Raw genomic sequence first — 25,050 nt, 5'->3', positions numbered from 1 at the left:
TTGTCCCTTCAAACGAACGTCTTTTGATAGACACAAACTTCACGCTCAGCCCCTTTAGGACCAACCCAAGTGTTTTCGACATAAGGTACATTGAGTTTGTTTATCACCGATTTGGAACGGTGGTTTTCTACTAAGTGCAGTACCTTAATTCCGGCTAACTCAAAGTCGACACGTGCGAAGTCGATGAGGGCTTTCGTAGCTTCAAACGCGTAACCCTTCCCCCAGTAAGGGACACCTAGCCAATATCCTAAAGTGCCATAACCATCCTCAATTGTCGGTATGCTCACGGCCCCTAATAACTCTCCTGACTCACGCAAGGTAATCGCGTAGACGACACCTCTGCGCTCGTCGTACGTTGGCTCATGTCCTTCAATCCATGCTTTCGCCATAGACAGCCCATAAGGATGTGGAATGTTCGCGGTCATATCTGCGATGATTTTTTCACCCGCGAGTAAAGCGACGCGTTCACTATCTTCATGCTGAAAAGGTCGCAGAATGAGTCGTTCAGTAAAGAGTTTTGGTTGTGTTGGCATAACGGCATCACCTTACAGATTGAATGACCCAAACATCAAGATCAGGTCGGTAGGTAGTATCGAAGTAGCCTAAATCGTGAAATGCGAATTGAACTCCAGCTTCATTCGCTCTAGGTTGGTTGCCGCAAATCACATTGAACATGGCGCTCATAAAACGGCCGTGGGAGACCACCAAGTAACGGCCACGACTTCTTCTTATGATGGACTGAAGAGCAAGGCTAGCACGTGCAAAAAGTTCCACACCGCTTTCCCCTTCATTGGCAGAGACAACGCAAGGTTGGTACGGGTTGACGAAATCAGCCATAGGGTATTTGTGTTGAGATTCGCTAAAAGGTAGCCCTTGCAAAGGGCCGTTATCACGCTCCATCAATTCATCATGTGTGGTCATAGGGACATTTAGGTGTGTAGAAAATATCTCTCCAACATGACGTGCACGCTGCATTGAGCTACTTAAAATTGCATCGTACTTTCGCCCTTCTTCGGCAAATTGTTTCGCGCGATTTTCGGCTTGTTGAATCCCTACTTCGGTGAGCGGACTATCAAAGCGCCCTTCGTGAACGCGTAAATCATCCGCTTGTGAACGTCCATGACGAACAAAAGTAATGTGGATCATCGGTGACTTCCTTGTCAGTTATTTTTATTTGGCAGGCACGCTGAACAATAGCATGGCTTTACCAAATAAAAGTGGGTTCAACTAATTCATATCCTTGTGATTCTCTATTATTTTTGGATGAAATTCACACTGTAAATCGCTGAAATTTGAACCGGTGATGATGGGGGGGCTTGATAATTGTCAGCCGTCGCCAATCGCTTTTGAATAAAAACAAACCGCAATAATAACTTATGTGCTATGTCGCGTAGAATTACATACATAAGCGTTATTTTTCATAGTTGAGGAATGAAAGTTGAGGTCTGACCAAGGTCTCATAATTTGACCACTGAAAAGGGATTTTTTGGAGGTGGGACACAAAAAAACAATGGGGCTTTTTTATTGTGGAATTATTTTGAACAAAATATGTCAATTGTCAGTAGCACAGGAAAAAGCAGGGAGAGATGTAATGCCAGATATTTATTGCTCAGCTTGTAGAAGATCAACGCAGCATAAAGTGATCATGAAGCGTTGTGAACCAGAGCAAATTGCGACACTGAGCGGCAAAGTGGTGAGCTTTACGCAGCTGATGGCCAAATTTGTAACAGGTGAACACTATTACGAAATGGAGCCTCAATATTATTGTCGTTGCTGTAACCATCGCGCTATTGGTGAATTAGTTCAGCATCCAGCGCGACAGACATCAGCGATAATGTAACCGGCGTTTAGGCTGCGAGTTCTTTCTCGGTAGCAAATGGTAATCCGTCGATCATAACTGGCCAGCCGTAAGAGGCATATTCAGACGCCAGAGACTTTGCGACTTCGTGTGAAACGGTCGTGTACGTCCATTCGCCAACACCAAATGGTTTGTACGCGAGTTGTAGGGTTAACATTGCTTTCTCCTCATTATTTTTGCCTATTATTACCTTACTATTTGGCTCATTTCTTTTCTTTAAAGCTCGTATTTTTCTCTCCAAAGTTCATCATTCCATTTTTTCGTTAACAAAATTATCTTATTAATAAAGTTACCTATATTGGTCTGTGCATCTATAAATTTGGCATATGAATGTTTTCATTTTTTGAACGTTTGACACTTTTTTGTACATGGCAATCGTTAAATGTATGCAGGTTTCACACGTTCTCTCTTTCACTATTTGCAAACTGAATAGTAACTATTAATCTGAAGGCTCCTAAGTTGTTAAAAGGATGTGGTTAATGAGTTATCAACTAGACAGAATTGATTTACAGATTTTAAGGATTCTGCATTCTCGAGGCCGAATTCCGATCGTTGAATTGGCAAAACAAGTCAATTTAACCACGTCTCCATGCTCTGAGAGAGTCAAAAGACTCGAAAAAGAAGGCTATATTAATGGCTATCACGCCGAACTTAATGCGGAAAAGTTAGGTTTAGATGTACAAGTTTTTATCCATATCCGTCTCGATCAAACCAGCTTTTCGATTTTTGAAAAATTTGCTAAAGCCGTAGAGCTGATGCCAGAGATTGAAGAGTGCTATTCATTGTCTGGTGATTTTGACACCATGATTAAGGTAAGAGTAAAGAACATGAAAGCTTATCAAGAGTTCATGTCGAGTAAGCTTGGGACGTTGCCTGGTGTGATTCAGACTCGTAGTGAAGTGGTGATCGAAGAGCATAAAACGGGGTTTGGCGTTAATCCAGAGCTGTTAAGCTAACTAAGGCTAAATGCTAGATACAAAAAAGGAGCCTACTGGCTCCTTTTTTGTATCAGGTAGATAAATGCTTATGCGCTAACGTAGGTGGTTAAAATACCAATTAAACCACCAAAAACACCGCCCCAGACGACTAGCCAACCCAAGTGCTCTTTTATCATCTTCTGCACGATTTCTTTAACGAGAGCGGGCGTCAATTCACTTAGCCGCTGATCAATAATGCTTTCAATGTTTTGTTTGATTTCATCCATCATCGCTGGCGATTCTAATTGATCTTTTAACGCTGCTTTGATGGTGTCGCTTTGGCTCAGTTCTACAATTGATTCCTGCATCTTTTCAACAAACGGTTGTCTCATTGGTTGCAGGGCTTCTGTGCCTCCAAACATTGCAAGCATACCTCCAAACTGTGAGCCTTCGATGACTTCGACAAGTGAATCAAACGCTGGGTTTAAGTCCACTTTTTCGATGACAGGTTGAAGGTTGATGTTTACGCCTCCTGCCATTTCTTTATTAAGGAAACGGTCGATGTTTGCTTCAGTAAAGAACTGCTCCATCATCAAGTTTTTGATGGCCAGCTTAAACTCCTCGAACCGTGCAGGAATAACGCCAGAACCATAAAGCCCTGGAACTTTCTCAAACAGCATGTGGATGGCTAGCCAGTTGGTAATTGCGCCAGAAAACGCAAACAAACCTGCATACCAAAGGTAATCGTTTTGAATTTGGTATCCTGCACCCATCAGAGCGATAGCAAGGATATTAGTCAGCAAACTTTTGTTCATAGTGAGCGATTATGTATGAATTGAAGAAGGAATAAGTGGACATGATTCTATACCTAAGTCACACCGAGATGCTAGGTTGTGAGAATAATCGATTGGGTAAGGCGTGGTGATAAAGAAGCATAATGTTGATAAAGGCCAAAAAAACAAAACCCGACAATCATTGTCGGGCCACTGCTTTTTCTTAGAAAATCTAAGCGTCTTTTTTGGTCTTTTAGAAGCGGAAGATCTTACAGCAAAGTTGGCATTTCCAGCGCTCTGAGTAGCCGAATAGTTTATCTGCCCAACTTTGTTTTACTTGTACGATCTGCATTGAACCACATTTGCACATAAGCTAATTACCTTATTATTAGATTAATAACTAAGCCATCGATTGAGTATAGCTGTTTCTCAAAAAGTGAAATAACAAATGAAGCCAGCTCAATACTCTGCGTTGTGTCCACTGCTTTCGAATACGCAACGGGGCGCTATATTAACAGAAAAAATGTGATATGCACCCATATTATTGTTTCATATGTGAGATTTTAAGTGATCTCGATCACCTTTTGTTTGGGGTTATCAAAATTACCTCAGTAGACAGAAGGTAAAAAAAACGGCGCTTGAAGCGCCGTTTCTGTTGGTCTCTTTTTTGAAAGAGATTTAGCTATTGGATTCTTCTCCAAGAAAACCACCAGTCTGGTGTGCCCAAAGCTGAGCATAAATGCCGTTGTTGGCAATCAGCTCTTTATGAGTCCCTTGTTCAACCACGTTACCTTTATCGAGCACTATCAGGCGATCCATTTGCGCAATGGTCGACAAACGGTGTGCAATAGCAATAACCGTTTTACCCTGCATGAGCTCGTTCAAGCTTTCTTGAATTGCCGCTTCAACTTCTGAATCCAGTGCTGAAGTCGCTTCATCAAGTACCAGCAGAGGTGCGTCTTTTAGCAGTACTCGCGAAATGGCGATACGTTGGCGTTGACCACCAGACAGTTTCACACCACGTTCACCTACTTGTGCGTCGTATCCAATGTTGCCAAACGGGTCAGTTAGGGTTTCGATAAACTCATGCGCGTGCGCTTGCTTGGTGGCTTTGATCAGGTCTTCTTCGCTTGCATCTGGGTTGCCATACAAGATGTTGTCACGAATCGAACGGTGCAGCAGTGACGTATCTTGTGTCACCATGCCGATATTTGAACGTAGCGAGTCTTGTGTGACACTTGATATCTCTTGTCCGTCAATCTTGATACTGCCTTCTTCAACATCATGAAAACGCAGCAACAGGTTCACTAAGGTGGATTTACCAGCCCCTGAACGCCCGACCAGGCCGACTTTCTCTCCTGGTTTGATATTGAGGTCGAGGTTGCTTATCACTCCCTTGTTTTCACCGTAGTGGAAGCTGACGTTGTCAAAGTGGATACCACCTTGAGAAACTTGCAGATCTTTTGCATCAGCTTTGTCTTTAATATCGATAGGTTTAGACAGTGTCTTCATCCCATCGACAACCGTGCCCATGTTTTCAAATAGAGCACCGACCTCCCACATTATCCACATTGACATGCCGTTCACGCGCAGTGCTAAACTGACCGCAATCGCGATGGCACCGACACTGATCGCGCTGTCTAGCCACAAGTAAATTGACAGAGCCGCTACCGAGAAAACCAGCAGGTAATTTGAAATCTCAACCGCGATATCAAAACCAGTCACCAAACGCATTTGACGGTACACGGTATTTAAGAAGCCTTTCATACCCTCTTCGGCGTAGTCGGTTTCACGCTTACTGTGCGAGAACAGCTTTACCGTCTGAATATTCGTGTAACTATCGACAATACGACCTGTCATAGTCGATCGAGCGTCCGCTTGTTCAGACGCAACGTCTTTCAGTTTCGGAACAAAATGCACTTGAATGGCAATATAAGCCAATAACCAAATGATCATTGGAATCATTAAACGCCAATCTGCTGCGGCTAACATCACGATCATGCTGGTGAAGTAGACAGACACATAAACAAAGACGTCCATCGTTTTCATGACGGTCTCACGCACGGCCAGTGAGGTTTGCATTACTTTGGTGGCAACACGTCCCGCAAAATCATCCTGATAGAAGTTCAGGCTTTGATTGAGTAAATAGCGGTGTGCCAACCAACGCACCGACATAGGGTAGTTACCAAGCAAGGTTTGGTGAATCAACAAAGAATACGCAACCACCAAAATGGGCATGACAATCAGTAACAACGCGCCGTAAAACATCAGCTCTGCTTTGTTGTCTTGCAAAAACGTTTCAGGGTTGCTGGTGGAAAGCCAATCGACCAACTGACCCATGGCACCAAATAAAGACACTTCCACGATCGCCACAATGGTCGACATGATCGACATGATGATCAGCGGTTTTTCAAAGCCGCGAGTGTAGTGGCGTAAAAACGCGAAAATCCCAGTAGGGGGCTGGTCAGGCTGTGATTTGGGGAACGGCTCGGTAAAGCCTTCAAATCGTTTAAACATAACTCTTCCTAAAGTTAATGGTTCCCATCTCAGTCATTGAATTCATCAATTCTTCCTGCCTTGGACTAAGCAGTTAATACTGAGTATGGGGTAAGACATATTGTGGTCTGCTAGCCAGAAAAGCAGACAAAGTTACGAATGTGAGAGAGGCGAAAAAATAGTCTAACCGATTGTCTTTTAAATGTAACTAGTTGGTTATTGCTTAATAGTCGGTGCATTATTCTTGAGAATGTGATTCACACTTCATAAAACAGTAAACCTTCAAAGTGACAATAAAAAATCGGGCTTTAGTGGTTTTTTACAGTAAATATTACTTTTGACTAATAGAATTATTATTAAAAACAGTAAAACTGAAGTTAACAATAATTTTACAATCTCATCATTCTAGTCAAAAGGAATGTTTGGATGCTATTACACGAATCAGTGCCTCAGAATGCACATGGAAAAGAAGAAAGCACGCAAAGTGCTCTGCGTCATACCGCAAATTGCGTTGTGATGGTGCCGCCGAAAGAGTTTCGTTTTAACGAAGAAACCGCGCAAGACAACGAGTTTCAACACCAAGTTTCTCTGACTCAAGAAGAAGTCTCACGTAACACCATGGCTGAATTTTCCGCGATGGTTGAAATATTGCGCAAAGAAGGCGTGCAAGTCGTCGAGTTTGATTACCCTCAATCAGGCATTGCCACGCCAGATGCGGTGTTCCCGAATAACTGGTTTAGCACCACTCCAGAAGGCACTTTGTATACGTTCCCGATGGCGTGTGAAAACCGTCAGCATGAAGTTCGCCCAGATGCGCTGGTCGCAGCATTAGCACAAGCGGGTCGCGAAGTGCATCAACAAGACTCGCTGACTGAATATTTAGATGAAGAAGCCTACCTAGAAAGCACGGGCGTGATGGTGTTCGATCACTTTAATAAGACCATCTATGCCGCGCTCTCACAGCGTTGTGATCGTCTGGTGTTAGAAGACTACGCCAAGCGTATTGGTTACGATCGCGTGATTTCTTTCCAAACCCGTTTGCCTTCTGGTGCACCGATTTACCACACTAACGTGATGATGGCAGTGGGGGAGCAGTTCTGCGTTATTTGTGACGAAGTAATCCCTGAGTTTGAGCGTCGCTTTGTGCTTAAGTCATTGGCGAAAGACAAGCAGGTTATTTCTATTTCGCTTGAGCAGATGAACCAGTTCTGCGGCAACATCCTTCAGCTGGAAACGGTACGCGGCGATAAGGTGATTGCTATGTCTCAATCGGCTTACGATGCGTTCTCTCCAGCACAACGAAATCAACTCGCGACTCACGGTAAATTGCTCCCATTCGACGTTTCTACCATCGAATCGATTGGTGGTGGTTCTGTACGCTGCATGTTAGGCGAAGTGTTCCTACCAAGCCGCAAAGCCGTGCTGTAAACCATTTCTGAATTTCCCCCAAAAAGCACCATGTTGAAAGATGTGGTGCTTTTTTATTGATGGGCTCCAGCGGGTTTACAACATGACCTTGTGTAGAGAGGCATTGGCGAGTGAAGTTGTTTTATGCACTCTGGCAATAAAAAGCTCGGCACATGCTAACGCATCACTTGCTGCGCTGTGGTTGTAGTAAGCAGGGAATCCAAGGTTCTCCCTGAGGTCATCAAGCTGAAAGCTGGCAGGGCTATGAGCAAGGTTTGATGATAAGAATCGTCGTTCGAGCTCCATCGTATCGATAAAGTAAAAGGGAAGTTTAACGATGCCAAACTTTTTTCTGAGGTAGCACGACAGAAAGCCTTTCTCAATGAATGCGCCATGAGCTAACACCACTTTTCCTGCCAAGGCTTCAAAAAGTTTATTCATCGCTGCATCGAGAGTGAGCCCTTGGCTGAGGTGCTTGGGGGTTAATTGGTTCACGCTGGCACTTTTAGCGGTGATGTATTGCCCGTGTGAGATAAAAAGCTCGTCAACGGTCGACAGTTCGATTTGTTGAAAACTGAATGGCACTAAACCAATAGACAAAATCTGGTCGTGTTTAAAATCGAGTCCACTTGTCTCAAAGTCAATAGCGACATATTCAAGCTGTTGAAGTGGTGATGTGACTGAGGGCAATGGGGTGCTGAGGTAGGCTCCCCAACCGCCAATCCATTCACCTTGGTCCTTGATATGTTGTCGAAGTGTCTCGATGTTCTCCAAGTGGAATTTGTGTTTTAGACTCGTCAACATGGCTTATTGGTTTCCTTTTACAAACCTAAGCTTTGCGACGTCTTGCAAATTACCGATGATTTTAAATGCTTCTTTGAGGTGCTTTCTTTCAAAACTGCTGAATTGATCGGGTGCGATGTGGTTATCGGGTATATGCCCGTTTTGTATAGCATGCAATTGATGGCGGAAGCGAACTTGGCTGATGAATCGCAGCGCTTCAATAATGCTCTCGCAGGCATCTTCAGAAATGGCTTTATGAGTCATAGCATAACGAAATCGCTCCTCTGTGCCAGCAAGCTTGCATCCTACCGAGAGGCTGAAAATTCGCGCTAAATCTACGATGAGATTCAAGGCGTACTTTTTGATGTTTAAGGTATTGCTGTGCTCCCCACCTTTCTCTACCACCAAGTTATTAAAGATGCTCAGTGGTGGTGAAATGTTAATGGCATCTCGCGTCAAGCATGGCAAGAAGCTCGAATTGTGTTGAATACAATCGTTGAGGTGATCTTGCAACTCCTCGACTAACTCATAAGAGCCATAGATGGCGCGGGTCTCTAGGAACACACTGATATTCAATAATTGATTGTACTCCGGGCTAGAAACCCATTTGTTGTAATAGTGCTTCCAACGTTGCAGAGGCTGACACCACCGAGGAGATGCCGCCATATATTTACCATCGCAAAGTGGGTAGCCACAAGCCGCTAGGGCGTTGCAAACTCGCATCGCAAGGTGGGCAAAGTACAGTTGGTGCTCTTGGAATTTGTCATCTTCAACGACGATGGCATTGTCTTGGTCAGATAAGAGATGCACTTCATTACGCGCATGAGAACCAGCCACCATCCAAGCATACTTACAGGGCGCAGGACCAAGTACCTTTTCCGTTAGTTCAATGATTCTGCGAGTAAACGCATCCATGATCATCGACATGATTTTGCCTTGTAAGTTTGAGGAGGTGCCGTTTTCAACCAGCGCCTGAAAAATCGATTCTTTCTCGTCGCGCAGCTTGGCAAGAGCTTCGATAGAATCAGCGTAGCGAATCTTCTCAATCAAAAACAACGATTGGGTACGGTGGTTGTGTACTAAGTGGGTGGTCGTAAGCAGTCCGCAGACTTGCCCTTTTGATATAACAGGCAGGCTCCGGATATTGTGCTCTAGCATGAGTGAAATGGCTTCAATGATCCGCTCGTCTTCATCGATCACGGTTACAGGAGAGGTCATGATTTGGTGAACTGGCGTCGTGAGTGGGAGCCCTTTCGCCACCACTTTCATGGTCATGTCTCGATCGGTAATGACTCCCACCAATTCACCGCTTTTTTCTACGACGGCACAAGAGCTTTTAGGACGAGAACACATTTGCTCTGCTACGTCTTGGATTGGGGTGAGATAGTCCACAGACGTAATGTTTCCACTCGCGATGTCTTTTACAGTTCTGAAGAATAAATTTTTGTTTTCTTTGTGTTGCGAGTGATTGACGGCACTGTTTAGACGTTTTGGTGCTTGTGGATCAAAGCAATCTGTCGTTGTGCTTGCGCTGTTCATCACCTTACGCACAGCTTCGTAGGGGATGGAGTAAAGCAAGGTGCTGTCTAGTGCGTAGACCTGATAACGTTGTGATTGAAGGGAAGAGTCTTGAAAGAAGGTAAACCCAAACTGGTCATTTTCTCCCAATCGAGCCAACAAACCTCCTGTCGAGTCTTTTTGCTCAATTGCACCTGAGCGGATGAAGTACAAGTGCGCCGACTGACTTAAAGTTTCTTCGTCGATGGTTTCTCCCTTAGCTAGGTAACTAACCACTACGAGATCGGCGAGCTGCTCAACGATCTCTGTGGGGAGCTTATCAAAAGGGTCGAGCTTCTCTAAGAAGTGCAGGATATTGAGTGTTGCGGAGGTTTTCATAAGGACAGCTTCTGGTTGTTATAGGAGGCTCAATTTGAGCCTCCTGTCGATATTATTAAGTGACTTCGCCTTTCGGCTTTACCTCGAATTCATCGGTTACTTAGCATGGCGTAAATTCAACTGTGCATCGAAGAGTGATGTCGGTTCAACCGCCGTACCGATAGACTCCAAATGTGCTTGCTTAAGGCTTTCATCGGGTACTTCGGAGTAGTTCGCCGTACCGTTTTCGATCATGGTATTGATGTATTTGGCTTGTGGTGCCACAGAGAATTCTGAGCCCGTCATCCCGATGATGTAAGGCATAATTACACGACCATAAATGCCATCATCCTTCATAAACATAAATTCATTTGCGCTCACGCCAGTGTTGACAGGATTCCAGAAAGTGAGCCCTTTTAGATGGTTTGGCTGGTTGCCTGAACTCGCGCCCCAGCGACCATAAATCCATCCGCCCTTCATGTTATCGAATAGGTTGTGCATGGACTGCTCACCATGCAAATCAATAGAGGAGTTAGCGGCGTATTGGCTGTTTTTGTACACATTGGCAATCGAGTATTTCGATACGCCAGGCGCATGCCAAGCGTGAGAGTTGTCGGTAATGTTTTCAATTAAGTTGTAGTTGCCATACATGATAGTGAAAGCAAGGTGTCCCGGCGTTCCGGACAGCGTGACATCATCAACCGTCACATTGTAGGTATTCCATAGCACGCCTCCTTGGTTGAAATCGCGTAGTTCAATGTTTCTTACCCAGCTGTCATGAACTCGGTTAAGTGCTAACAAGCTATAACCACTGTCGTGCAAGGCACTTTCATGATGGACAAATTCTTCGTGCCAATTGCCAGAAATCGTCATGTTCTCAATCCCGACGTTTTGATAAGAGGTGACTTTTTTCACTTGCCAAGCGTCGGCTTGATCGAGCGTATGTGCAACTGGGGTAGAGAATGTCAGAACATTGCCATCAATAGCTGCAATGGTATGTTTCTCGCGTTTATCGAGCCCTTGAACCAGATTTGCCCAAACTGGCGTGTCTGCTGCTGAGGCTTTGTATTCGATGAGGTACGGTGAGATTGCGTCGTTGATCGCTGGCTCGCGTTGAATTAAAGCAGAAATTTGAACACTGTCGCCGACAGAAAAACCTGCATTACTGTCTACCTGAACAGAAAAGCTTGAGCCGCCTTCAAGCGTTTGTGAAAGCTCGATAGGTGCGGCTGTGGTTTCGGCGTCACTTCTTGCGCCGAGTTGAAACATGTGCGGTGTCGTCCATTTTTTCGATGGGTCTTCTGGTTGCAGGTAGGTGTCCATCTTGAGCACCGTTTTACCAATACCATCACCTTTCACCACTACATTATCCAGATCGACGAAAATCGGCTGTTTGTTTTTTATGTCATCTACGTTATCTGGATCGATGAGAGCATCATCTGCGGCATTATTGATGATGTAAGTGCCTTCAGGAAAATAAAGTATAGCGATTTTTGACTCAGCGGGATTCGTCGTGCGGCTTTGTTTCATCGCTTCAATAGTGGCTTTTATCGCAGCTTTATCGCTGATTGAATCATTCGGTGTTGCCCCAAAATCTTGGACATTAAACACTTGGTATAGAGCATCCGTTTCTGTTGGGGCGGGTGCCGGTAATGGCGTATCGCTAAATTTATAACCAGCAAAGGAGTAGTCTTGAAGAATGCGCTCTTCAGGTAGTGTTGTTGAGGTATCCAACAGACCTGATGCTGAATCTCGGCTGGCAACAAAATCCGTCCAGTACTGGCTGGTGTTTTCGACACTCGACTCGCTATTACAAGCGACAAGCAGCAAAGCGACAGAGAGAGTTCCTATTTTGTATCTCATGGAATCATTTCCTTGTTATTGGGGGTACAGGTTTTTTATGCGTTGTTTTAATGCTGGAATGGCGTGCTGGTAGAAAGCGCGCAATCCTGAGCAGAGGTAATTTTGCGGAGAAGATTCTTTGTTTGAACGCACCCTGTCTTTAGGGCAACCGCCAAAACAGAACTTGAGGTATGGGCATTGCTGGCATTGTTGAGAAAGTGAGTGGGTCTTATCGAGACCAAAAGATTGTTGCTTTGGGTCGCATGCCATTTGTGCCAAGTGTGTATTTTTGACATTGCCTAAGCGGTGGCTATCTTCGATGTAGTGATCGCAACTGTAGACGGAGCCTTCCTGCATGATCGCAAGAGCACGACCACAATATTGGCTTGTCACACAGGATGAAGAGGGATGATTCAGTAGAACGGCGAGGCAGTCCTCAACGGTTGGAATGTAAACCTGACCAATATCGTTTTTCAGCCATTCATCAAAGACGGTTGTCATGAATTCGCCCCAACCTTGTGGGGAAACAGAATAAGGTTCTTGAGTAGTGACTAGGCATGAAGAGCGCATTTCTAGCTCGGCTTTATCCACGATCGGGATAAATTGCATTTGTTTGGTTTTCACTTCATCACGCAGGAAGCGATAAATCTCTAGTGCAGAGTGTGTGCTTTGGTGAGTCACACAAGTGAGGGTCGCAAAAGGGATGTGGTATTTATGAAGCAAAGCCGCCGCATTGAGCACCTTTTTATGTGTGCCTCTACCTGAGCGTGTGTGGCGATAATGATCATGAACCTCTTGGGTTCCGTCGATGCTTAACCCGACGAAGAAACGATGAGTTTTAAGAAACTTACACCACGGCTTGTTGAGCAACATTCCGTTGGTTTGCAAATCGTTATGAATGGTTTTACCAAGTGGGTTGTGTTTTTTTTGCAGCTTGATGATGGTTTCAAAGTAGTCGAGACCGAGCAGTGTTGGTTCACCACCTTGCCAACTGAAAACCACTTGTTCGGTGGGTTGAGCTTCAATGTATTGCTTAATGTAGAGTTCTAATGTTTCGAGCGGCATTGAGTTCGCAGTCACTTCTTTCAGCGTTTCTTCACGACCGAGAAAATAGCAATAGTCACACTGAATATTGCAGGTAGATCCTGTCGGCTTTGCCATGATGTGAAAAGGGTAAGATGACTGCATTCCGCGTTTCCTTTATTTCTAGACTTATTGTTGTTTCACAGAAAAAGACCTGCTCCCGAAGGAGCAGGCTTTGTCTTATTTGAACCAGCCTTCAACTTGAATACCGACTTGGAATTCGGTGTCGTTGTTATCACCGAATGCATGATCGTCTTCATAGTCTTGGAAGTAAGTCGCGAATACGCGCAGTTCAGGGCGAGCCCAGAAGCTCTTAGATGGCGACCAAGTTTGAGCAAGTGTTACCTTGCTAGCTGATTGAGGGGTGTCATCGGCAGTCGTCGCATCGAAGTAGCCTAGCTCGAGTACGGTTTTATTGTTGTCGTCCCAGCTGTATTCAGGGCGAATAACCGCTGAAAAAGTCGTTTGTGTTGTGGTCTGGTTAATCTCGATATCGTCAATTGAAGAGGTCCAGAACAGAGAGTGAGCAAGTACAACGTCGTCGGTCAGTTTCAACAAGCCATAGTTCATTACTCGGTAAGCGGATGCATCTTTTTGCACTTCTGCGAAGTAATTTTTACCTGCATGGTCGTTAAACAGCGCTTTGGAGAAGCCGTTGGTACCGTATTGGAAAACCGTATTGTTCTTACCCCATTTACCGCCGTAGGTAACCAAGCCAGTAGCCATCACACCATCTTCGGTTTGCAACGTAAATTCATCCGACTCATTTGGCATACCGTAGTCAAGACCGATTTCTAGCTCAGCGTTTTCCCACAATTTTATGCCTTTGTAGCGAATGTCGAAAATATTGACGTTGAGCTTGTTATTTTTTGTGCCTGGATCATCAAAGTCTTGGCTTTTACGGTCCGAGCGGATAGCAGATACCGACAGCAGGCCGTCACCAACAGGAATGTAGTCAATACCACCACCAGTACCAGACACGTTCCAGTAGTAGGTATCAATGATGTGGTTATCGTGACGTTGGTTGTAGCGTTTACCTGCCCATACGGTGGATTCCGGCAGAGAAGGGATCAGCCCTTTAACCGCCACGTTCACTTCTTTGAACATGAAATCTGTATCGTCGTCATCCATGGCTTCCCAGTCGTTTGAACCATCAGACTGGTAAACAAAACGAGATTGGAAGTAGACGTCGTATTGTTCGGTTTTCGCAAGTTGGGTACCTAGGCCTAAACCTAGGTAAATGTCATCTTCGTTTCCGAGGCGACCAAGTTTTTGTTTGTTGTAAGAAACCATCGCACCATTGCTTGAACTAGAGCCTGCTCCCGCACGGAAATATCCAGAAAAATCGATATCTTGCGCAGCAACACCTTGGCTGCATAAGGCAATTGATGTCATGAGAAGGGAGGTTTTGATCGTAGAGTGGTTCACATTAATTTCCTTGTTTTATTTATTTTGTAAAGACAAAAGTCAAAATAGAAATTAAGTGATTATTTTTTTTATTAGAATGAAGAAAGTTGCTGAGGGATGAAAAAAATGAAACTCTATTGATTCATATATTATAAGCGTGATCGCCCTCAATTATTGGCTCTGTGACATTATTCACAAATTGTCACCTAAATAAGGAAAATTTCCGAAGTAGTTTCTTTTTTTTCATTTTTGTATGTTTTTACACATTGAATGAAGCTCTCAAATCTTCATAAACTGGCTCCAGATAAAAAATACGTGAAATAAAATAATCAACCTGGAACGAGTCGCAATGATAGAACATGCATATCCCTCAAAAAGGTATAACAACACTGATTTTGAAGGGCAATTAACTAAGGTTGTTTCTTCAGTTAAAAACAACATCCCTCGTATTGGTATTAATAATCCTAAGATTGGTAACGAAGATGGCACATGGCGCTACTGTGGTCCTTCAGATTGGGTTTCTTCTTTCTGGACTGGTCAACTGTGGCTTTGCTACCAGCTAACCGGCGATGAGACATTCAAAAATAGCGCAAATATGCGTAAACCTTACTTTAAAGAATTACTTATCAACCCAAATTGGCATGATCATGACTTAGGTTTTCAATATTCATTAAGTTGCGTTGCTGGCTATATGTTGACCGAAGATGAGGAATATAAATCAATGGGTATCGAAGCTGCTCATAGTTTATATCAACGATATCGTCGACTTGGCCAATATATTGTTGCGTGGAATGAAACACACATTCTTGGCCCTGAGAAAACTCAGGGAAAAACAATTATCGATTCGCTACAAAATACGGCACTGCTTTTTTGGGCTGCAAATCAAACCAATAGCGATGTATTAAAAGATGCAGCAATTAATCACTCTAAAACAATGGCTAAGCATATTGTTCGTGAAGATTTCTCTACTTTTCATACCTTTAACTTTGATCCACTGACGCAAACACCAATCAAAGGCGAAACCTTTCAAGGATATGCAGACGACTCTTGTTGGGCTCGAGGTCAATCGTGGGCTATTCATGGTTTTGCTCAAACCTACCAGTACACCAAAAATCCAGATTTTTTGGCGCTTGCGAAAAAGTTGGCGCTGTTTGTTACACCTTATCTGCAAGACGATGCCGTTCCTGTCTGGGACTACCGTTTACCAGAGTCGGAGCATCCATACAAAGACAGTTCGGCGGGGGCTATTACTGCAGCTGGCTTTTTGTTGATTGCAAGCCTTTGTGAGGATGTACAAGAACGTGACTTCTTCGAGCAATGGGGCATGCATTTGGTTCAAGGATTGATAGAACAATGCGATCTAACGGCAGACCCTTCTGCTCATGGCCTGCTTTCTCAAGGCGCATCGTTTGTCGCAAAAGACATGGCGAACAACATGTTGCCCTACGGTGATTACTACTATCTCGAAGCATTGATGCGTATTTGCGGTCATCAACGCTACTTCTGGTAAGGAAACTGATAATGATTTCTGGATACGATATTAGCGCGATTGTTTTTTATTTTATTTTCATGATCTTGCTTGGATTTATTTTTCGTAAGCAGGTTGCCAACACCAGTGATTATTTTCGCGGGGGCGGCAAGATGGTTTGGTGGATGGCGGGCTCTAGTGCCTTTATGACCACTTTCAGTGCTTGGACTTTTACTGGGGCGGCAGGTAAAGCCTATATCGATGGCTTTGCCGTTGTTTGGATTTTTGTATTTAACATTGTCGGCTATCTAGTTTGTGCACGTATCTTTGCTCCTCGCTTCAGACAGCTCAATGTGATTACACCAATGGAAGCCATTCGACAGCGTTACGGTGCAAAGACAGAGCGTTTCTATACGTTTATCTACATGGTTACGGGGTTGATGGGCGGGGCAATTACGCTATATGCAGTTTCAATCTTTATCTCTGCAGTGATTGGTATCAACATCCAACTGGCTATCGTGATCACAGGTGCAGCCGTTGTCTTCATGACCATTACTGGTGGTGCCTGGGCCGTCGTATCGAGTGACTTTTTACAGGCATTATTGATTGTTGCCATCAGTGTGGTGACCTTTATCGCTGTCATGAACAACGTAGACAGTATTTCGGACATCACAGACCACTGGCAAGGCGCGACGCTTTGGACGGGCAATGGCATCCACTACCAAGAAATCTTCTTATTATGGATTGGTGCCATGTTTATTCAACGCGTTATCGACATGAATAACATTGGTCAGTCAGTTCGCTTCTTGTGTGTAAAGGACTCAGCTCAAGCTCGCAAAGCGGCTTATCTAACCGCATTGTTGTTCGCATTCGGCAGTGTAATGTGGTTTATCCCACCGATGTGGTCTGCAAGTGCTGGTGTTGACCTTACTGGAATGTATCCACAACTTGGCGCAAAAGCGAACCAAGCGGCTTATCTATCAGCAGTTCAGGTTCTTCTTCCTGCAGGCATGGTTGGTCTGGTGGTTTCGGCTATGTTCGCGGCCACAATGTCAACGCTGGATTCCCGTATTAACTTTGTCGCGGCATCATTTGTGAAATCTATCTACAAGCCAATGCTGAATAAAGACGCGACCGAAGAACAAGAGCTACGTGCTAGTAAGATTTCGACGGGAGTGATGGGATTGATTGTAATTGGCTTCGCGCTGTTCTTGAACGAATTACGTGGCATCAGCCTGTTCTCAATGATGATCATTTTCGCAGGTCTTGTGAATATTCCGATGATGATCCCTCAAACACTTGGCATGTTCATTAAGCGAGTTCCTGATTGGGCAGGTTGGGCGACTGTTTGTTTCGGTTTCGTGGTTAGCTTAATCAGTAACAATGTCTTCAATGCTCAATGGGTCTCAGAAACGATTGGCGTTGCATTAACAGGACGTGAGCTTGGTGACTTGGGTGTGGTTATTACCCAGTTTATGCACGCTATTGTCACTGTTGGCTTCTTCCTATGTACGGGCTTGTTCTACAAAGCGCCAGAAGGAGAAAGGAAGAGTGCCATTGAACAATTCTTTACGAATCAAAAGACACCAATTGTCTCGCCAGTAGGCATGGAAGAGTCAGATGTGATGCAGTGTCGAATTCTAGGTCGCTTAACACTGCTCTTTGGTGGCGTCATCACGGCATTCTTCTTACTTCCGAACGAGCATGCTTATTACTTCTTAATTTGTGGTCTGTTCATCATGACCATCGGAGGCTTGATTTACTCTCAAAGTCTTGGAAATAAACAAAAAATCGCAAGTGTTACACAATGATAGGTGAAAGAAATATGAACACACGTCAAGGCATTCATAAAGCACACGCAAAAACGCTAGACACCCAACAGCTACGAGATGAGTTTCTTGTTGAGAGTATCTTTGAGGCAGATAGCTACACCATGACTTACAGTCATATCGATCGCATTCTGTTTGGTGGTGTGATGCCGCAAAAAGAGAAAGTTTCTTTCGATGGTATTGGTAAAAAATTCGGTGTGGATTACCTGCTAGAGCGCCGTGAGATGGGCATTATCAACATTGGTAGCTTGGGCTACGTCGACGTTGATGGCGAGGTTTACGAGCTAGAAAACCAACAAGCGTTATACATTGGTAAAGGTGCAAAATCGGTGTCATTTGGCAGTGAAAGCGAAAGTCAGCCTGCGAAATTTTACTACAACAGTGCACCTGCTCATGCCGCGTACCCTACACGCAAAATCACTCAAGCAGATGCGATGCCAGTAACGCTGGGGGATAGTGAAAGCTGTAACGAACGAACCATTTATAAATACATTGTGCCAGATGTTGTTGAGACCTGTCAGCTTGTGATGGGCCTAACCAAACTGGAAGCTGGCAGCCTTTGGAACACCATGCCTTGCCACACACATGAACGCCGTATGGAAGTGTACTTGTACTGCGATATCCAACCGGAACAAGCGGTGTTCCATATGATGGGTGAACCAACAGAGACTCGCCATATTTTGGTACACAACGAACAAGCGGTTATTTCTCCGAGTTGGTCTATCCACTCTGGCGTGGGGACCAAAAACTACAGCTTTATTTGGGGAATGGTTGGTGAGAACCAAACGTTCGACGACATGGACCACATTAAAACCACCGATCTTCGCTAGGAGCAAAACATGGAATTTAAACTGACAGATAAAGTTGCGATTGTGACAGGTTGCGATACAGGTCTAGGACAAGGTATGGCTCTAGGGCTAGCCCAAGCGGGGTGTGACATTGTTGGTGTGAATATTGTTGAGCCGACAGAAACCATCGAAAAAATCCAAGCTACAGGTCGCCGATTCATCGATATCCGAGCGAACTTGATGAAAACGGATGACATTAGCTCGATTGTGGATCGTGCTGTGACAGAGTTTGGTCGTGTCGATATCTTGGTTAACAATGCAGGCATTATTCGTCGTAACGATGCGTTGGAATTCTCTGAGCAAGATTGGGACGACGTAATGGACATTAACGTTAAGTCGGTGTTCTTCTTGTCTCAAGCGGTTGCGAAACAATTTATCGCACAAGGCACCGGCGGGAAGATCATCAACGTGGCATCTATGCTCTCTTTCCAAGGCGGTATTCGAGTGCCTTCTTATACAGCATCGAAAAGTGGCGTTATGGGGATTACCCGCTTGATGGCGAACGAGTGGGCAGCACACAACATTAATGTGAATGCGATTGCCCCAGGCTACATGGCGACCAATAACACCGCTGCTTTACGCGCCGATGCAGATCGAAACCAAGCCATTTTAGAGCGTATCCCAGCACAACGTTGGGGTTTGCCAGAAGACTTGGCGGGTCCGGTGATTTTCCTAGCGTCACCAGCGTCTGATTACGTGAACGGTTATACGTTAGCTGTCGATGGTGGCTGGCTAGCTCGCTAATCTCGATACTTCAAAAATGCCTGCACTCGCAGGCATTTTCTTTCTGATTTTATTCCCGAGCTTCTCTCGGAATTGTTACGTTACTTTCGGTGTTTTCGATGAAAAAAATAGCCCTGATCGGCGAATGTATGATCGAGCTCAGCGGGCAGCCTTTTGGGCAAATGACTCAGAGCTATGGTGGTGACACATTAAATACTGCGGTTTATCTCAGTCGCCTAAATCCTGATTTAAAGCCTGCCTATATCACGGCGCTAGGTGAAGATTCGATTTCTCGACACATGGCAGGAAAATGGCAAGTAGAAGGGATTGATACTCAATATGTATTGATTGACCCAGCACATCCAACCGGGCTTTACATGATCCAATTAGATGATGCTGGAGAGCGCAGTTTCGCTTATTGGCGACATCAATCGGCGGCGTCTCAATTACTCAAGCATGAGCAATTTTCAAAGATTGAACAATCGCTTATGTCCTTTGATTTTCTTTACCTATCGGGCATCTCTCTTGCCATTTTAGATGACGAGGACCGAGCCAAACTTATCTCAACTTTAACTGATGCTCGCCACCAAGGGGCTCGAGTTATTTTCGATAGCAATTATCGTCCGAGTTTATGGAGCAGTAGGCTCGATGCTCAACATTGGTATCAAGCCATCGTCAACATCAGCGATTACTTATTGCTAACCAGCGATGATGAACAGGCACTGTGGGGCGATAAAAGCCTTGAGACCACCATTCAACGACTCAATCAGCAAAGCAAAGCGGTCGTCGTTATCAAGCAAGGAGCGGACGGTTGCAGTGTCGGATCTTTAGCAAACTGGAACAATTCTGTGACCCATCACCCTGCTAGCCCGGTGGAAAAAGTGATTGATACCACCTCAGCTGGTGACTCGTTCAATGCAGGCTTTATTTGGGGAATAAGCGAAGGTTTAGAGCTCGGCACGTCATGTCAAATTGGCAACTTATTGGCTAGCAAAGTCATTCAATATAAAGGTGCCATTGTACCGTCACCAATAACTGATCTACTAAGAGACAAATTGTATGAATAATTTAGGTGCAAAACTTGCGTCTTATAAAGTAATTCCTGTAGTCGCGATTGAGCGCGCTGAAGATGTACTCTCGTTAGGCAAAGCCTTATCTGACAACGGCTTGAACGTCATTGAAATCACGTTTAGAACCCCAGCTGCGGCGGAGGCTATTGCACTACTGAGCGTTGCTCAGCCTGATATGTATATTGGTGCTGGTACGGTGCTGGATGCAGAGCAAGTCGAGCAAGCGACTCTAGCTGGGGCGTCATTTATTGTAGCACCGGGCTTTAACCCAGATACTTTGCAAGCGTGTGCTGCCAAAGGCATTCCATTTATTCCAGGTGTTTGTACTCCGAGTGAGTTGGAGCAAGCACGACAGCAAGGCATTCGTTTGATGAAGTTTTTTCCTGCAGAGGCTGCAGGTGGTGTCGCCATGCTCAAAGCCCTTTCTGGGCCTTATAAAGATGTACAGTTCATGCCAACTGGCGGGGTGAACGAAGGTAATATCAATCAGTACTTAGCGTTACCGAATACGGTGGCATGTGGTGGTACATGGATGGTGCCCCAATCATTAATTGAAGACCAAGACTGGGAAGAAATAGGACGCTTAACGAGAGAAGCCGTAAAGGTGGTTAATCAACAGGAGAAGCAGTAATGGCGGAGACTAAACGCGTTGCCGTTTTATTAGCGGATGGTTTTGAAGAGGCAGAAGCGGTGGTCTTTATTGATATTATGCGCCGACTCAAAATTGAAGTGGACGTATTATCAATCCACGATCGCAAACCCTTGAGCTCCTATTTTAAAACGTTGATTTCTGCAGACTACTTGCTGTCAGAAAAAAGTGCGGAGCTGTACGATGCGGTGATGATGCCGGGCGGTCCAATGGGTACGGACAATTTGACGTGCAGCAGCAAAGTGATTGAGTTTCTAAAAATACATATCGCAGAAGATAAGTGGATCTGCGCACTGTGTTCATCCGGTGCCAAAGTACTGGCTGCAAACAAGCTTCTAGGGCTGCACCATTACACAACGGGTGGTGGTCTAGAGAAGAACTTTTCTGATGGCGTGTATGTTGATCAGCCTGTGGTTGTCGACGCTCCTTTCATCAGTGCGAAAGGGTTAGGGGTGAGCTTTGAGTTTGCTTTTACGGTTGCTGCGAAGCTGTTCCAAGACAACAAAGATGTTGATTGGCAAGCGGATCATATTTACTTCTCAAACTGGCCGCTTAATCACTAATCTTTGATTACTAAACATTCACAACTAGCCGCTAGCCATGCGCGATTACGGCCTAATATTCTGCAAAAACTTTGCCCATCAGAGGTCATTTGCTTTTGATGGGCAAACACCAAACTGCTTTTTAAAGGCGCGACTAAAATGGAAGCTGTCGTTGAAGCCGAGTTCGAAGGCGACTCGCTTTACATTAGTTCCAGAGCGCTTGAGCATCATCATACTGGCATCGAGTTTCAGCTTTAAGTAATACTGTTTTGGGGACACGTTAAGGTATTTAAGGAAGAGTTTTCTTAGATATTGTTCTGTGTAGCCCGCTTCCTGCGCAAACTGTTTTATGGCGATATTCTCACCGATATTCTCGCTCATTTTTGCCACAATCTCATGCACCGTCTTTTCTTGGTTGGTCATGGATTTCGATTGGTCAATTAAGGTGAGCCATTTATAAAAAACAAACCCAAAGCCTGCGACCGCTGCATTGAGTTTTATTGGTGATTTAGACGCAATGAGTTCCTTGACTTCAGACAGAATGTTTGGGTAGTCGTCGTTCTTCAACGCAATAGGTTCTTCAAAAGGAATCGGAGTAACACCCTGCATTAAAAACTCGAACCAGTTTAAGTTCCAAACGATTCCATTTGTCCAGTAGCTATCGATGTTTCTGCTGTCAATGAAGGTCACACTTGGTGCGGAAACCGTGAGAATTTTCCCGCTCTTCATCTTGATGCACCCACTGCCTTGGATGGTGTATACCGCCACAATGGCATTTGGCAGCATAGGCAACATGCGGTCTCTTGGCCATTTGATATGGTAGTTTATGTCGGCATGTACATCCCACATTGAGCGTAGAGTAATGCCACATGAATCTGCGGATTCTTCGATGAGGAGCGGCTGATTTTTCATTGTTTCGCTTTTTACATTTAATAGGGATTTTTACTATGGTTTATAGTACCAATCACGATTAACTTTAGGAATCAGTAGTCCGTGATAAGGCTTGAATAATAGAGCTCTATCACCTTTGCATATTTTTTGAGGCCTAGATGATTTCTGATTTCTTAAACCCTAAAGAGAGAAAGGGCGCTTTCTATAGAAATGACCAACAACAGCCCAATATCGTGTTCATTACTGTCGATATGATTTCTGCGGATTGTTATCACCCCCAACGTCCGCTTTCTGGCGTGATCAATACGCCAAACATCGAGTCCATTGCCACGGAAGGTACTTCATTTAGTTCGGCATTTACTCCCAGCCCTTTATGCGGTCCGGCAAGGGCCGCTATTTTTACTGGCATGCACCCTCCCTATCTTTCAAACGGTGAACGTACGCCTGTAGGAATGAAGGTGGATCTCGAGCTCGACGACATCATTTTCCAAGACTACCTAAAACGTGTCGGTTACTCCCTCAAACATTCAGGTAAATGTCACGTTGGTGTAGAGAAATTCGTTCGTACCTTTGGTGAAAACGTGCATGCTTGGGATCGCTGGGGACCACCAGTAGAAGACGATGACCGCTACCTAGCATACCTCGCGAATATGGGCGTACAGTTACCAAAATATCGCAAAGAGCTCCGTGGTTTCCAGATTGATAAGTTGTCTCCTGCCAATTCATTTGGCGGTTGGATTGAACAGCAAGATGGCAGTGATTTCCCGTTAGATGCACATTACTCAGTGTTCTTGGCGAAGTTGGCTGTGGAGCAAATAAAAGCATCGAAAATCCAAGCGCCAGCTAAGCCAATTTTCACTCAATTAGAATTCTTCGACCCTCATCAGCCTTATTCTGTGCCAAGTGGTTTAGAGGAACGCTACGAGCAAATCAAAGCTGCTATTACCTTGCCTGATAGTTTTACCATGCAGGAAAAGGATAACCCAATTTATGCGCTCTATCAGCAATATTGGGGGATGTATGACGCCGAAGTGGCGAAGGACTATATTGCTTGTCATTTACTGCAAGTTGAGGTGGTTGATCATGCTATCGGTCATTTAAACTACTTCCTCAAAGAAGAAGGGTTATGGGATGAAACTGCGATTGTGTTTTCTGCTGATCATGGTGATATGAATGGTCGTATGGCTATGGCGGATAAAGGCTCTTACTTCCAGCCAGATATTTTCCGTATTCCATTGATGATCAAGCCTCCTAAATCTCAGCAAACCATGTTGAAACAATCCGATGAGAGCGTTTCTGCAATTGATGTAGCGCCAACTATCCTCGGATTTGCAGGTATTGAAATTCCATCACAAATGGAAGGCGATAACTTGCTGAATGTGATGCAAGGTAAGGCTCGCCGCCCATTGACTCAGGTTTACCAAACGGGTGTACATGTTGGGTGTAACTACGGCTTTGGTTTTCAGGTGACGCTAGAAGGTAAACCATATTTCTACGGCTACAACGCCACCACGGGCTTTGAAGAATTACACCATTTGGATAAAGACGATCAGTCGAATTTGTTCGATTTGGAAGAGTATCGAGTCCATAAAGAAACCATTGTGCTACAAGCGGCTCAGTTGCTGCAATCTGATCCACGTTGGTCTGGTTACTGGTCTTCTTATCGCCTGCATAACGCCCGCTACTTGCCGACGGTTGGTGGCGATATGCAAATGTTGAAACCACAATAAATGAGCTAAGAGAGTGGGGATAAATGCCCACTCTCTCTGATGTTTTGAATATGTCTTGGAAAAAAAAGGGGGAAGACCCCGACTATCGTTTTACGCTTGCCAATGAGCGAACTTTTTTGGCATGGGTTCGTACTGCGCTCGGCTTTTTTACGGCGGCTATTGCTGTGGACCAATTAGCCACAAGTCTTAACGATACTTTATATAAGCCACTCATTTGTTTATCTTTACTGACGATTTCTATTCTTTGCTCGATTTTTGCCTATGCAAATTGGCGAGGAAATGAAATCGCAATGCGGTTAAACAGCAACCTGTCTTATTCCCATGCTATTAAAGTAATTCCGATCTTGATGGTGGTGGTGATTACCTTCTTATTGAGCAGCATTTATCACGATGTCTTTATTAGATGAGACCTATTTAAAAAGCGATGCCGGTCTGCAAGTTGAAAGAACGGTTTTATCTTGGCTGCGTACTCTGTTTGTGTCGGTTTTGATCGTGCTGTCGATTGCTAAGATATTGCATGGCTCAGTTTCTTGGCTGTTGGCAGTTTCTTTAGTTTGTGCCTGTTTAGCTTGCCGTTATGTTTACGCTTCAGGTCTTTGTGTCGCGACTAAAGGAACCAGTTGGAAAGCGGGAAAGCATAAAATTATCGCAATATCTTTGGTTCTATCTGCACTGCTTTTTGGCGGGCATATTCTAATTTCTTAGAATGGAACAACGACGTTAGTGTTGAGTAGAACAAAAGATACAGACGATGAATGCCAAAGTATTTGTTTCATCCTAATGTGCTCTGAGTATGATTTTTTCCATACATCATGCAGGTGTATTATTAAGCTGCTATTTATATGTATTGTGTTTCATA

Annotated in this window: 24 protein-coding genes; 13 read left to right on the top strand and 11 right to left on the bottom strand. The window is 44.5% G+C overall.

The window, feature by feature from the left end; translation table 11 throughout:
- Nucleotides 1-8: 8 nt before the first annotated feature.
- Together L1076_RS21390 and L1076_RS21385 are read right to left on the bottom strand one after the other, a co-directional pair.
- Entirely contained in the window at nucleotides 9-533 is a 525-nt protein-coding gene (locus L1076_RS21390; RefSeq protein ID WP_237304425.1) for a GNAT family N-acetyltransferase, read from the bottom strand.
- A gap of 7 nt (nucleotides 534-540) precedes the next feature.
- Nucleotides 541-1,146: a histidine phosphatase family protein gene (locus L1076_RS21385; protein ID WP_237304424.1), complete on the bottom strand. Its 606-nt coding sequence runs from the start codon at nucleotides 1,144-1,146 to the stop codon at nucleotides 541-543.
- Between the two features lie 445 nt (nucleotides 1,147-1,591).
- On the opposite strand from L1076_RS21385, the gene L1076_RS21380 reads away from it, so the two are divergent.
- The gene (locus L1076_RS21380) at nucleotides 1,592-1,840 is read left to right on the top strand and encodes a hypothetical protein (RefSeq protein WP_038871541.1); all 249 of its coding nucleotides are present in this window, start codon (nucleotides 1,592-1,594) and stop codon (nucleotides 1,838-1,840) included.
- 7 nt (nucleotides 1,841-1,847) lie between these two features.
- On the opposite strand, the gene L1076_RS21375 is transcribed toward L1076_RS21380, so the two are convergent.
- Nucleotides 1,848-2,015, bottom strand: coding sequence for a hypothetical protein (locus L1076_RS21375; RefSeq protein ID WP_005428989.1), 168 nt, complete (start codon nucleotides 2,013-2,015; stop codon nucleotides 1,848-1,850).
- A 322-nt stretch (nucleotides 2,016-2,337) separates the two neighbouring features.
- Between L1076_RS21375 and L1076_RS21370 the strand changes: the two genes are divergently transcribed.
- Nucleotides 2,338-2,814, top strand: a complete 477-nt coding sequence (locus L1076_RS21370; RefSeq protein ID WP_237304423.1) for an Lrp/AsnC ligand binding domain-containing protein — start codon at nucleotides 2,338-2,340, stop codon at nucleotides 2,812-2,814.
- Between the two features lie 68 nt (nucleotides 2,815-2,882).
- Here L1076_RS21370 and L1076_RS21365 read toward each other — a convergent pair whose 3' ends face one another.
- Together L1076_RS21365 and L1076_RS21360 are read right to left on the bottom strand one after the other, a co-directional pair.
- Complete coding sequence (locus L1076_RS21365; protein WP_038871536.1) at nucleotides 2,883-3,590, bottom strand: DUF445 family protein; 708 nt, start codon at nucleotides 3,588-3,590, stop codon at nucleotides 2,883-2,885.
- A gap of 636 nt (nucleotides 3,591-4,226) precedes the next feature.
- Nucleotides 4,227-6,065 (bottom strand): ABC transporter ATP-binding protein, encoded by a 1,839-nt coding sequence (locus L1076_RS21360; RefSeq protein ID WP_042600274.1) that lies wholly within the window; start codon nucleotides 6,063-6,065, stop codon nucleotides 4,227-4,229.
- A 405-nt stretch (nucleotides 6,066-6,470) separates the two neighbouring features.
- Between L1076_RS21360 and L1076_RS21355 the strand changes: the two genes are divergently transcribed.
- Nucleotides 6,471-7,472: an arginine deiminase-related protein gene (locus tag L1076_RS21355; protein WP_237304422.1), complete on the top strand. Its 1,002-nt coding sequence runs from the start codon at nucleotides 6,471-6,473 to the stop codon at nucleotides 7,470-7,472.
- Between the two features lie 75 nt (nucleotides 7,473-7,547).
- On the opposite strand, the gene L1076_RS21350 is transcribed toward L1076_RS21355, so the two are convergent.
- The 5 genes from L1076_RS21350 to L1076_RS21330 form a co-directional block, all read right to left on the bottom strand.
- The gene (locus tag L1076_RS21350; RefSeq protein ID WP_237304421.1) at nucleotides 7,548-8,255 is read right to left on the bottom strand and encodes an exonuclease domain-containing protein; all 708 of its coding nucleotides are present in this window, start codon (nucleotides 8,253-8,255) and stop codon (nucleotides 7,548-7,550) included.
- Between the two features lie 3 nt (nucleotides 8,256-8,258).
- Nucleotides 8,259-10,130 (bottom strand): DUF294 nucleotidyltransferase-like domain-containing protein, encoded by a 1,872-nt coding sequence (locus tag L1076_RS21345; RefSeq protein ID WP_237304420.1) that lies wholly within the window; start codon nucleotides 10,128-10,130, stop codon nucleotides 8,259-8,261.
- A gap of 96 nt (nucleotides 10,131-10,226) precedes the next feature.
- Complete coding sequence (locus L1076_RS21340; protein ID WP_237304419.1) at nucleotides 10,227-11,972, bottom strand: DUF4955 domain-containing protein; 1,746 nt, start codon at nucleotides 11,970-11,972, stop codon at nucleotides 10,227-10,229.
- 15 nt (nucleotides 11,973-11,987) lie between these two features.
- Nucleotides 11,988-13,139 (bottom strand): anaerobic sulfatase maturase, encoded by a 1,152-nt coding sequence (locus tag L1076_RS21335; protein WP_054756525.1) that lies wholly within the window; start codon nucleotides 13,137-13,139, stop codon nucleotides 11,988-11,990.
- A 75-nt stretch (nucleotides 13,140-13,214) separates the two neighbouring features.
- A complete protein-coding gene (locus L1076_RS21330) occupies nucleotides 13,215-14,462 on the bottom strand; it encodes a carbohydrate porin (protein ID WP_038879926.1) in 1,248 nt (415 codons plus the stop codon).
- 328 nt (nucleotides 14,463-14,790) lie between these two features.
- Here L1076_RS21330 and L1076_RS21325 point away from each other — a divergent pair, with 328 nt between their 5' ends.
- The 7 genes from L1076_RS21325 to L1076_RS21295 all read left to right on the top strand — a co-directional run bounded on the left by L1076_RS21325 (nucleotide 14,791) and on the right by L1076_RS21295 (nucleotide 21,591).
- Nucleotides 14,791-15,951: a glycoside hydrolase family 88 protein gene (locus tag L1076_RS21325; protein WP_104036906.1), complete on the top strand. Its 1,161-nt coding sequence runs from the start codon at nucleotides 14,791-14,793 to the stop codon at nucleotides 15,949-15,951.
- An 11-nt stretch (nucleotides 15,952-15,962) separates the two neighbouring features.
- A complete protein-coding gene (locus tag L1076_RS21320; RefSeq protein WP_038879920.1) occupies nucleotides 15,963-17,720 on the top strand; it encodes a sodium/substrate symport in 1,758 nt (585 codons plus the stop codon).
- A 14-nt stretch (nucleotides 17,721-17,734) separates the two neighbouring features.
- Nucleotides 17,735-18,568, top strand: a complete 834-nt coding sequence (gene kduI / locus L1076_RS21315; protein ID WP_104026155.1) for a 5-dehydro-4-deoxy-D-glucuronate isomerase — start codon at nucleotides 17,735-17,737, stop codon at nucleotides 18,566-18,568.
- A 9-nt stretch (nucleotides 18,569-18,577) separates the two neighbouring features.
- A complete protein-coding gene (gene kduD / locus L1076_RS21310; RefSeq protein WP_005449923.1) occupies nucleotides 18,578-19,330 on the top strand; it encodes a 2-dehydro-3-deoxy-D-gluconate 5-dehydrogenase KduD in 753 nt (250 codons plus the stop codon).
- A gap of 98 nt (nucleotides 19,331-19,428) precedes the next feature.
- On the top strand, nucleotides 19,429-20,376 hold the full coding sequence (locus L1076_RS21305) for a sugar kinase (RefSeq protein WP_237304418.1): 948 nt from the start codon (nucleotides 19,429-19,431) through the stop codon (nucleotides 20,374-20,376).
- A complete protein-coding gene (locus L1076_RS21300; protein WP_038879908.1) occupies nucleotides 20,369-21,010 on the top strand; it encodes a bifunctional 4-hydroxy-2-oxoglutarate aldolase/2-dehydro-3-deoxy-phosphogluconate aldolase in 642 nt (213 codons plus the stop codon). Before L1076_RS21305 ends, L1076_RS21300 begins: the two co-directional genes overlap by 8 nt.
- On the top strand, nucleotides 21,010-21,591 hold the full coding sequence (locus L1076_RS21295) for a DJ-1/PfpI family protein (RefSeq protein ID WP_038879906.1): 582 nt from the start codon (nucleotides 21,010-21,012) through the stop codon (nucleotides 21,589-21,591). Before L1076_RS21300 ends, L1076_RS21295 begins: the two co-directional genes overlap by 1 nt.
- A gap of 78 nt (nucleotides 21,592-21,669) precedes the next feature.
- On the opposite strand, the gene L1076_RS21290 is transcribed toward L1076_RS21295, so the two are convergent.
- The gene (locus L1076_RS21290; protein ID WP_237304417.1) at nucleotides 21,670-22,482 is read right to left on the bottom strand and encodes an AraC family transcriptional regulator; all 813 of its coding nucleotides are present in this window, start codon (nucleotides 22,480-22,482) and stop codon (nucleotides 21,670-21,672) included.
- A gap of 137 nt (nucleotides 22,483-22,619) precedes the next feature.
- On the opposite strand from L1076_RS21290, the gene L1076_RS21285 reads away from it, so the two are divergent.
- From L1076_RS21285 to L1076_RS21275, 3 genes are read left to right on the top strand one after another with little or no spacing between them, the layout of a single operon-like run.
- Nucleotides 22,620-24,191, top strand: coding sequence for a sulfatase-like hydrolase/transferase (locus L1076_RS21285; RefSeq protein WP_237304416.1), 1,572 nt, complete (start codon nucleotides 22,620-22,622; stop codon nucleotides 24,189-24,191).
- A gap of 50 nt (nucleotides 24,192-24,241) precedes the next feature.
- Nucleotides 24,242-24,598: a DUF202 domain-containing protein gene (locus tag L1076_RS21280; RefSeq protein WP_038880303.1), complete on the top strand. Its 357-nt coding sequence runs from the start codon at nucleotides 24,242-24,244 to the stop codon at nucleotides 24,596-24,598.
- Nucleotides 24,582-24,896, top strand: a complete 315-nt coding sequence (locus tag L1076_RS21275) for a DUF202 domain-containing protein (RefSeq protein WP_039973926.1) — start codon at nucleotides 24,582-24,584, stop codon at nucleotides 24,894-24,896. The genes L1076_RS21280 and L1076_RS21275 overlap by 17 nt, the downstream gene beginning before the upstream one ends.
- The last annotated feature ends 154 nt before the right edge of the window (nucleotides 24,897-25,050 follow it).

Source organism: Vibrio sp. MMG023, assembly GCF_021654215.1.
Lineage (GTDB): Bacteria > Pseudomonadota > Gammaproteobacteria > Enterobacterales > Vibrionaceae > Vibrio > Vibrio jasicida.
This window is presented reverse-complemented; position numbering and strand designations above follow the sequence as displayed.